This window comes from Mesorhizobium sp. M7A.F.Ca.MR.362.00.0.0 (genome assembly GCF_004023175.1).
GTDB lineage: Bacteria > Pseudomonadota > Alphaproteobacteria > Rhizobiales > Rhizobiaceae > Mesorhizobium.
In genome coordinates this window covers 1-9,211 of sequence record NZ_RZTF01000155.1, presented here as the reverse complement: position 1 = coordinate 9,211, position 9,211 = coordinate 1, and the positions used below count along the sequence as shown (strand labels likewise).

The window sequence follows — 9,211 nt, the reverse complement described above, 5'->3', positions numbered from 1 at the left end:
AAGCAGCGCCGGCCCCGCCGGCGCCCGCACCGGCTGAAGCCGCCAAGCCTGCCGATGCGGCACCGGCAATGCCCGAATTGCCGGCCAACTCGGGCGATATCGCCAACACCCCCCCGGCCATATCGACAGAGGGAGCGCCACCCCCGCCGGCGCCACCGGCAGAGGCGGCAAAACCGGCTGAAGCAGCCCCCGCCCCGGCGGCACCGGCTCCCGCCGCCGAGCCGGCAAAGCCAGCGGAGGCCGTGCCGGCCGAAGCCAGCCATGTCATCGTTGCCGGCGACACTTATTGGGATCTGGCCAAGAAGGCCTATGGCGACGGTGCCAAATGGAAGGTCATTTCGGGCGCCAACAAGGGTTATGAGCCGCGCCGGCTTCCTGTTGGCGCAACGCTGACCATCCCGCCGCAATAGCCCCGCTATATGCCTGAATGACACCGCCCGTCCGAAAACCGGACGGGCGTCCTGTTTTCGGGCTAATTCATGTCGCCCCAAAGTGACCTCGGTTTTGGGAGAACGAGGTGCATAAAAACAAAGGCTTAAAGCGGGTCGTCTGAATCCATTCAGACAATCCGCTTTAAGGTGCGGCCAGACGCTGCATTGAATGCGCGCGCAAGATGGTTAGGTTCGCGTCTTCCGGAGAACCCTTATGACGCTTCCCACCCCTGCCGAACCCAAGGCCGCAAAGGCGCCCGGCCCGTTGCCCGCTGGGCATCCGCCGGTCAAGGCGGGCAAGATCGGCGTCATGCTGGTCAATCTGGGTACGCCCGACGGCACCGATTTCAAGCCGATGTGGCGCTATCTCCGTGAATTCCTGTCCGACCCGCGCGTCATCGAGCTCAACAGGGCAATCTGGTATCCGATCCTCTATGGCCTTGTGCTCACCAGGCGGCCCAAGAAGTCGGGCGCCAACTATGCCCGGATCTGGAACCGGGAAAAGAACGAGTCGCCGCTGCGCACCTATACCCGCGCCCAGGCCGAAAAGCTGGCCGAAGCGCTGAGCGACCTGCCTGATGTCGTCGTCGACTGGGCGATGCGCTACGGCAACCCTTCAACCGCCAGCATTGCCCAGCGTCTGGTCGACCAGGGCTGCGACCGCATCCTTACCTTTCCGCTCTATCCGCAATATTCGGCGACGACCACGGCAACAGCCAACGACCAGCTGTTTCGCGCGCTGATGAAGATGCGCCGTGCACCGGCCGTCCGCAGCGTGCCGCCCTACTATGACGAGCCGGTCTATATCGAAGCGCTGGCGCGCTCGATCAAACGGCATCTGGCGACGCTGGACTTCGAGCCGGAGGTGGTCATCACCTCCTATCACGGCATTCCAAAACCCTATTTCGAGAAGGGCGACCCCTATCATTGCCATTGCCAGAAGACGACGCGGCTGTTGCGCGAACGGCTCGGCTGGGATGACAAGAAACTGATCATCACCTTCCAGTCGCGCTTCGGCGCGCAGGAATGGCTGCAGCCCTACACTGACAAGACGGTGGAAAAACTCGCGCAGGACGGCGTCAAGTCGATCGCTATCGTCAATCCCGGCTTTTCCGTCGACTGCATCGAGACGCTGGACGAGATCGGCCGCGAGGCGGCTGAAACCTTCCACCATGCCGGCGGCAAGAATTTCGCCCATATACCTTGCCTCAACGATAGCGCGGAAGGGATGGCGGTGATCGAGGCGATGGTGCGGCGCGAACTGTCCGGCTGGGTCTAACCCGGAACAACACAAGCTCCGGGGCGTTAAGGCGCGCCTCCGGAGAATGCGATGCCCCGCAAACTCGACCTCAGAACTGGCCAGCCCGTCTGGTCGGCCTATCGCGCGCCTGCGGTGCCGACGGACGGCCTGATCCGGGACGTCAACACGGATGTGCTGGTCGTCGGTATGGGCATCAGCGGCGCCATGATGGCCGAGGCGCTGACGGCCGATGGCCATCGGGTCATCTGCATCGACCGGCGCGGCCCGCTGAAGGGCTCGACGGCCGCAACCACCGCACTGGTGGCATTCGAAATAGACCAGCCTCTCTCCACGCTCTCGAAGATGGTCGGCAGAGCTTCGGCCCAGCAGGCCTGGCGACGCTCGCGGCTCGCCGTTTCCAATCTCGCCGGACGCATTGCCGAACTCGGCATCAACTGTGGCCTGAGCCGCATGCCGTCACTCTATCTGGCCGGCACGATGCTTGGTCCGCCGGAACTGCGCGACGAGGCCGAGGCACGTCGGCTAGCCGGCATCGGCGCCATCTGCTTAACCCGACAACAGCTAGCCGAGAAATTCGGCATCGACCGCGAAGGCGCCATTCTCGGCCACGGCAATATCGCCCTCGACCCACGCAAGCTGACGGCTGGGCTGCTGTTGAAATCCCTGGAGCGCAAGGCACGCTTCTATGCCCCCGTGGAAGCCACAATGATCGAGGACAGCGCCGAAGCTGTTGTCGTCGCGACCAGGGATGGCCCGACCATAACCGCACGACATGTTGTTCTGGCCACCGGCTACGAACTTGTCGACATCGTGCCGGCCACCGCCCACCGGATCATCTCGACATGGGCGATTGCGACACGCCCGCAACCGCGAAAGCTCTGGCCGGACGCAGCGTTCATCTGGGAAGCGTCGGAGCCGTATCTGTATATGCGCACGACGGTCGACGGCCGGGTCATTTGCGGCGGCGAGGACGAGGATTTTATCGACGAAGCGCGGCGCGACGCGCTGATCGCCGACAAGAGCACACGCATCGCCGAGAAACTCGGCCTGATATTTCCGCATCTCGACACCAGGCCCGATTTTGCCTGGACCGGCTCGTTCGGCACCACGACCACCGGCCTGCCCTATATCGGCGCCATTCCCCGCCACCCGCGCATCCATGCGGTGATGGGCTACGGCGGCAACGGCATCACCTTCTCGCAGGTCGCTTCCGAGATTGTCCCGGCTTCGATCAACGGGCTGGATGACATGGATGCAAGATTGTTTGCCTTCAACCGCTGAGTGCAACCCTATAAACAATCCATCATCACCTGATTGTAACGCATCTGAAATACACTTAAGTCTTTGGTGAAGTCGGCGGCGCGAGAATGGCTTGTGCGGCCTTCGTCTGAGGGAGAGCCAAATGGATTTCAGTGGTTTCGATATTGCGATTGGTGCACTTGCACTTCTGGTATTGGTGCTGCTGATCAAAGGCATCAGGACAATCCCGCAAGGTTACAATTATACGGTGGAGCGCTTTGGCCGTTACACCAAGACACTGAGCCCAGGCCTCAATTTCATTTTCCCGTTCATCGACCGTATCGGCGCCAAGATGAACATGATGGAGCAGGTGCTTGACGTTCCGAGCCAGGAAATCATCACCCGCGACAACGCCATTGTCGGTGTCGACGGCATCGCCTTTTTCCAGATCCTCAACGCGGCGCAGGCCGCCTACCAGGTTTCCGGCCTGCAGAACGCCATCCTCAATCTGACGATGACCAACATCCGTACCGTCATGGGTTCGATGGATCTCGATGAACTCCTGTCGAACCGCGACGCCATCAACGAGCGCCTGCTGCGTGTCGTCGATGAGGCAGCCCACCCGTGGGGCATCAAGATCACCCGCGTCGAAATCAAGGACATCAACCCGCCGGCCAACCTTATCGAATCGATGGGCCGGCAGATGACCGCGGAACGCAACAAGCGCGCCCAGATCCTTGCCGCCGAAGGCCTCAAGCAGTCGCAGATCCTCGAGGCCGAGGGCCGCAAGGAAGCCGCCTTCCGCGATGCCGAGGCGCGCGAACGTTCGGCCGAGGCGGAAGCCCGCGCCACCCAGGTGGTGTCGGAAGCGATCTCCAAAGGCGATGTGCAGGCGCTGAACTACTTCGTAGCGCTGAAATACACTGAAGCGCTTGGCAGGATCGGCACGGCCACCAACAGCAAGATCGTGCTGATGCCCTTCGAGGCATCGTCGCTGATCGGTTCGCTCGGCGGCATTGGCGAAATCGCCAAGGAAGTCTTCCGCAGCGAAGGCACGACCGGCTCGCAGAGGCCCGCCGGTCGTTCGCCCAACCGACAACTGAGGTCGAAACCAATGATCGACCGCATCGTTTCCGAACTCGGCCCGTGGAACTGGATGGTACTCGGTTTCATCCTGCTGGTGATGGAAGTCATCGCACCGGGTATCTTCATGCTGTGGATCGGCATCGCCGCGCTGATCATCGGCGCCGTGTCGCTGCTGGTCTGGGACGCCGGCTTCTGGACCTGGCAGGTCCAGGTCCTCGCCTTCCTGGCACTGTCGCTGGTCTCGGCCTATGTCGGCAAGAAGCTGGTCGGCAGCCGCAACGACCCGACCGACCAGCCGCTGCTCAACCGGCGCGGCGCGCAAATGGTCGGCAGGATGGCGACACTTGCCGAGCCGATCCGGGACGGACGCGGGCGCATCAAGCTGGGCGATACGCTGTGGCGTGTCTCCGGCCCGGATTTGCCGGCCGGCACGCAAGTGCGCGTGACGGGCGCGGCCGATACGGATCTGGAATTGACCGTCGAGGCTGTCTGAATTCTTGAAACCCACCGCTTGGACAAGGTGTGTTGAGATTCAGGTCAGGCCGAGTCGAAAACGGTGGGTTCCGAGAACCGGAGCGGAGCGTACTTTGGGTACGTGAGCACCGGAAGCGCAGGAAACCGTCGTTTGCAGGCCGGCATCACCTTAAGATCAGCACACCTTAGGCGGCGCCGATACGCAGCAGGTCATGCAGGTGGATGAGGCCGACTGGTTTCCGGCCCTCCACCACCATCAGGCTGGTGATGGCTGAGTTGTTGATCGTCTGCAGCGCCGTTGCCACCAGCGTGTCCGGCGTCGCGGTCTTCGGGCCTTTTGTCATCACCTGATCCACCGTCATCGCCAGCAGGTTGCTGCCGATGTGCCGGCGGATGTCGCCATCGGTGATGATGCCGACCAGCGCACCGTCTGCGTCGGTGATCGCGACGCAGCCAAATCCCTTGCGCGACAGTTCCAGGATCGCGTCATGCATGCCGGTGCCAGCAACCACCAGCGGCAGCCTGTCGCCGACATGCATGATCTCGCGGATCTGCGTCAGGTTGGCGCCGAGCTGGCCGCCCGGGTGAAAGGTGCGGAAATGATCCGGCGTGAAGCCGCGTGCTTCGAGCAGCGCGATCGCCAGCGCGTCGCCCATCACCAGTTGCAGCAGCGTTGATGTCGTTGGCGCCAGGCCGTGCGGGCAGGCTTCAGGCGCGCGCGGCAAAAGCAGCACCACGTCGGCAGCCCGCGCCAGCGCCGATGTCTCTCCGGCGGTGATGGCGATCAGCGGAATGGAAAAGCGCCTGGAATAGGCGACGATGCCCATCAGTTCCTTGCTTTCGCCCGACCACGACATAGCGATGATGGCGTCGTCTCTGGCGATCATGCCGAGATCGCCGTGGTTGGCTTCTGCGGGATGGACAAAGAAAGCCGGCGTGCCGGTCGAGGCCAGCGTCGCCGCGATCTTCGAACCGATATGGCCGCTTTTGCCGACACCGGTGACGATGAGCCGGCCTTCAATCCCGGAGATCATCTCGACCGCCTGCGCGAAAGGCGCGGCCAATCCGTTCTCCAAGGCCTCGGCAAGGGCTGCAACCCCAGCCTGTTCGGTTGCCACCGTCCTCAGCGCCGAAGCGATCGAGGCTTGCCTGTCCGAAGGCTTCTTATCCAGGGATCCCGCATGCATGGCTGATGCGATTAGCGCTTTGCCGGCGCGCTGTCCAACAGAAATGGCCCCAGGCATGTCGCCCGAACGTGTGTGGTGGTTTCAGACGACGGCAGGCGCGAAACAAAAAGCTTAACGCACGCGGTATGAATCCCTTTGGAAATCAGCGCTTCAGGCGGCTGACGGGCCGCCGCCTCAACCCTCCGTTAACCATCCCCATTTACGGTTCGGTAAGTATGGCGCGCGTGCGCCGCGCAAGCAGTGGTGGCAATGTCCGGGGTCCAGCCAGAAAATTCGACAGGACGTGGGGGCAAGGCGGTCTGCGCCTTGCTGCTGGCGACCAGCATGTTTGCCCTGCTGCGCCCAACGGCGCTGCAGGCACAGGAAACGGAACTGCGCGGCGAGGTTTCGGAATCGGCGATCCTGTCCGACCAGCAGCGCAAGGCGAGACAGCTGGCCCTGGCAGCGCAGGGTCAACAGCCGGCCAACGCCGCGCAGGACAATGCGCCGGCCCGCACCTACCTGCCGGCCAGCGCCGGTGCCGTGCCTGACGACGCCGACACTGGCGACGCTACCGCGACCGGCAGCCTTTTCGACCCGCCGGCAGCCACTGACGACACGTCCGCCGACATCGCGGCGCCGCCCAAGCCTCGCCGCCGCTCATCGACCGCCGGGCAGAATGCGGCTGACCAGGCCAAGGACAAGGCTGCCGACAAGTCGAAAAAGAAAAAGAAATCGACGGCCGGCACCTCCGACATCACCGCTTCCACGACCGCCTCCACGACGGATGCCACCGAAGGTGAAGAGACAGACGAGGACACAGCCAACCGCCGCGCCCTCACCATCGACAGTGCCGACAGGCAGAAGCTCGACCCAGGCGCGGAGCGCACTGACGCCATCGAAGGCCAGAAAAAGAAGCTGGAGAATGATCCGTTTGCCGCCACCGGCGTCAAATGGGGCTCCTTCGTCATCCGGCCGACGATCGAACAGGGCCTGACCGCCACCTCGAACGGCGATTCGAGCAGTGCCGGCACGTCGGCGCTGCTGTCCGAGACAGCGCTGCGCTTTTCCGCCGCCTCCGACTGGCGCGAGAACTCAGCCACGATCGACGGCTATGGCCTTTTTCGCGAGACCGTGTCGGGGTACCCGGTTCACGACGCGCAAGGGCGCATCGAAGGCCAGCTCAATGTCGACCTCGACAATGAGTTGCGCGCCATCGCCAAGCTCGGCTACGAGGCCGTGCCGGAATCGGCATCATCACCGGACGCCATTGCCGGCGTCAGCAAGCAACCGCTGCGGCAGACCATCGATGGCAGCCTCGCCGTCGAAAAGCATCTCGGCAAGATGCAGTACACGCTAACCGGCGCGGTCTCGCACGATTTTTACGGCGACGCCAAGCTCTCGGACGGCACCTCGCTGTCGCAGAAGGATCAGGACTCCACACTCTACACAGCGACGTTGCGCACCGGCTACGAGATCTCCCCTGCCCTGACCCCGTTCACTGAAATCGAGGTCGGCCGCCGGACCTATGATCAACGCATCGACAATGAAGGCTTCGAGCGCTCGTCGACGCGGCTCGGCGCCCGCGCTGGCCTTGCACTCGACATGGGCGAGAAGCTGTCGGGCGAATTCTCGGCCGGCTGGCTCAGGGAAGCGATCGACGACAAAAACCTTGATGCGATCTCGGGTGCCACCGTCAACGCCGACCTCAAATGGTCACCGGAGCGCGGCACCACGATCGGCCTGACCGGGCGGACCACCGTCGAGCCCACGACCACATCGGGCGAAAGCGGCGACATCCTCTATTCCGGTCGCCTGACCGGCGAACGCCAGATTCGCGCCAACCTCACCGCCAATGCGGCTCTGGGCCTCGACTGGCGTGATTACATCGGCATCGATGGCCATGACAGGGTGTTGAGCGCCGAGGCCGGACTGACCTGGTGGCTGAACCGCTACGCCGGCCTCACCACAAGGGTGAGGACCGAGAAGCTGACCAGCAATCTGCCGGGCCGGGACTACACCGCCAACAGCATCTTCCTCGGCGTGAAAGTGCAGCGCTGAGGACTTGCGTGCCAAACGTGCGTTGAGATCAGACCGGCCCTTCCGCGGACCGGCTGAACATCGACATCGACTTAAGATGCGGCGCCGCGGCGCTCGGATGGCTTCATCTCATCGAGAAGCGTGCGGATCACACCGGCCATGTTCTCGTTCATGTCGCTGCGCCACAGCGCGAAGGCGACATTGGCCTCGACAAAACCTTCCGGCGATCCGCAGTCGAACGTGCGGCCTCGATAGTGGTAGCCGTAGAAAGGCTGCTGCTTTTCCAGCTTCAGCATGGCGTCGGTGAGCTGGATCTCGTTGCCGGCGCCTTTTTCCTGGCCTTCAAGGATCTTGAAGATCTCCGGCTGCAGGATGTAGCGGCCGTTGATGTAAAGATTGGACGGCGCGGTGCCGGCCTTCGGCTTTTCCACCATCTCGGTGATGCGGAAACCGTGATGCGTGTCCTCGCCGCGGCCGACGATGCCGTATTTGTGGGTTTCGGCGGGAGCGCATTCCTGCACCGCGATGATGTTGTTGCCGGTCTCCTCGTAGAGCTCGACCATTGCCTTCGTGCAGCTCTTCTCCGACTGCATGATCATGTCGGGCAGCAACAGCGCGAAGGGCTCGTCGCCGACGAGCTCGCGGGCGCACCAGACGGCATGGCCAAGTCCCATCGGCACCTGCTGGCGTGTGAAACTGGTCTGCCCCGGCGCCGGCTGCAGCCGTTGCAGGCGGGCGAGCTGGTCGTCCTTGCCGCGCTGGGCCAGCGTGTCATAGAGTTCGAACTGGATGTCGAAATGGTCCTCGATGACGGCCTTGTTGCGGCCGGTGACGAAGATGAAATGCTCGATGCCGGCCTCGCGTGCCTCATCCACCACATACTGGATCACCGGCCGGTCGACGACGGTCAGCATTTCCTTGGGGACAGCCTTGGTGGCCGGGAGAAACCGTGTGCCGAGACCGGCGACCGGGAAGACTGCCTTGCGAACTCTCTTCATGCTTTCAATTATCCGTTTGAGGGCCAGCTCCGCAATCCCCGTTCCAAGACATTTTCACGCCGGAATTCGGGACTACTGGGCAACTGAGAGGAATGTCCACCGGTAAAGCTTCGAAGCGTCTTTTCGTTCCCGGTGGCGCCTATGGTAAACTAATTCCTAACCTGGTTCGGCGATGAATGGTCTTTCCTGAGACAGAGAAGGAGGAAAAGATGTCCGTTCGCAATGCCGCAAAAATTTTTACCAGCGTCATGGCGGCAGCCAGCCTATCGCTCGCTCTGCTGATGCCTGGCCCCGCTTTCGCCGATGCCGGTTTCCGGCAGTGGGTCGCCGGCTTCCGCGCCACCGCCGTGCAGAGCGGCGTTTCCGGCGCCCTCTACGACCAGGCCTTCAGGAACATCAGGGATATCGATCCGGTGGTGCTGGAGAAGGCGCGTACGCAGCCTGAATTCACGGCCCCTGCCTGGGACTATTTCGACAACCGCGTCCATGACCAGTCGGTCGCCGTCGGCCAGCAGA

At 62.9% G+C, this 9,211-nt stretch carries 8 protein-coding genes and 1 pseudogene; 7 read left to right on the top strand and 2 right to left on the bottom strand.

Features of this window, described 5'->3' with window-relative positions; all coding sequences use genetic code 11:
• From EOC06_RS42875 to EOC06_RS42870, 5 genes and pseudogenes are all read left to right on the top strand, one after another.
• Nucleotides 1-410: LysM peptidoglycan-binding domain-containing protein (locus EOC06_RS42875; RefSeq protein ID WP_245469780.1), on the top strand; the 410-nt coding region annotated here is incomplete at its 5' end.
• A gap of 235 nt (nucleotides 411-645) precedes the next feature.
• Nucleotides 646-1,710 carry a ferrochelatase gene (gene hemH, locus EOC06_RS19210; protein ID WP_128308521.1) on the top strand — a complete coding sequence of 355 codons (1,065 nt, stop codon included), beginning with the start codon at nucleotides 646-648 and terminating at the stop codon, nucleotides 1,708-1,710.
• Between the two features lie 51 nt (nucleotides 1,711-1,761).
• Nucleotides 1,762-2,973 (top strand): FAD-binding oxidoreductase, encoded by a 1,212-nt coding sequence (locus EOC06_RS19205; protein WP_128308520.1) that lies wholly within the window; start codon nucleotides 1,762-1,764, stop codon nucleotides 2,971-2,973.
• Between the two features lie 121 nt (nucleotides 2,974-3,094).
• Nucleotides 3,095-4,034 (top strand): annotated as a pseudogene (locus EOC06_RS19200) (SPFH domain-containing protein).
• Between the two features lie 11 nt (nucleotides 4,035-4,045).
• Nucleotides 4,046-4,510 (top strand): NfeD family protein, encoded by a 465-nt coding sequence (locus EOC06_RS42870; RefSeq protein ID WP_127269754.1) that lies wholly within the window; start codon nucleotides 4,046-4,048, stop codon nucleotides 4,508-4,510.
• 166 nt (nucleotides 4,511-4,676) lie between these two features.
• Here EOC06_RS42870 and EOC06_RS19190 read toward each other — a convergent pair whose 3' ends face one another.
• Nucleotides 4,677-5,678: an SIS domain-containing protein gene (locus EOC06_RS19190; RefSeq protein WP_127272680.1), complete on the bottom strand. Its 1,002-nt coding sequence runs from the start codon at nucleotides 5,676-5,678 to the stop codon at nucleotides 4,677-4,679.
• Between the two features lie 249 nt (nucleotides 5,679-5,927).
• Between EOC06_RS19190 and EOC06_RS19185 the strand changes: the two genes are divergently transcribed.
• A complete protein-coding gene (locus EOC06_RS19185; RefSeq protein ID WP_164898651.1) occupies nucleotides 5,928-7,718 on the top strand; it encodes an outer membrane beta-barrel protein in 1,791 nt (596 codons plus the stop codon).
• Between the two features lie 71 nt (nucleotides 7,719-7,789).
• Here EOC06_RS19185 and galU read toward each other — a convergent pair whose 3' ends face one another.
• The gene (gene galU, locus EOC06_RS19180; RefSeq protein ID WP_127270261.1) at nucleotides 7,790-8,695 is read right to left on the bottom strand and encodes a UTP--glucose-1-phosphate uridylyltransferase GalU; all 906 of its coding nucleotides are present in this window, start codon (nucleotides 8,693-8,695) and stop codon (nucleotides 7,790-7,792) included.
• A gap of 209 nt (nucleotides 8,696-8,904) precedes the next feature.
• Between galU and EOC06_RS19175 the strand changes: the two genes are divergently transcribed.
• On the top strand, nucleotides 8,905-9,211 hold a 307-nt coding region (locus tag EOC06_RS19175), incomplete at its 3' end, for a lytic murein transglycosylase (RefSeq protein WP_206631211.1).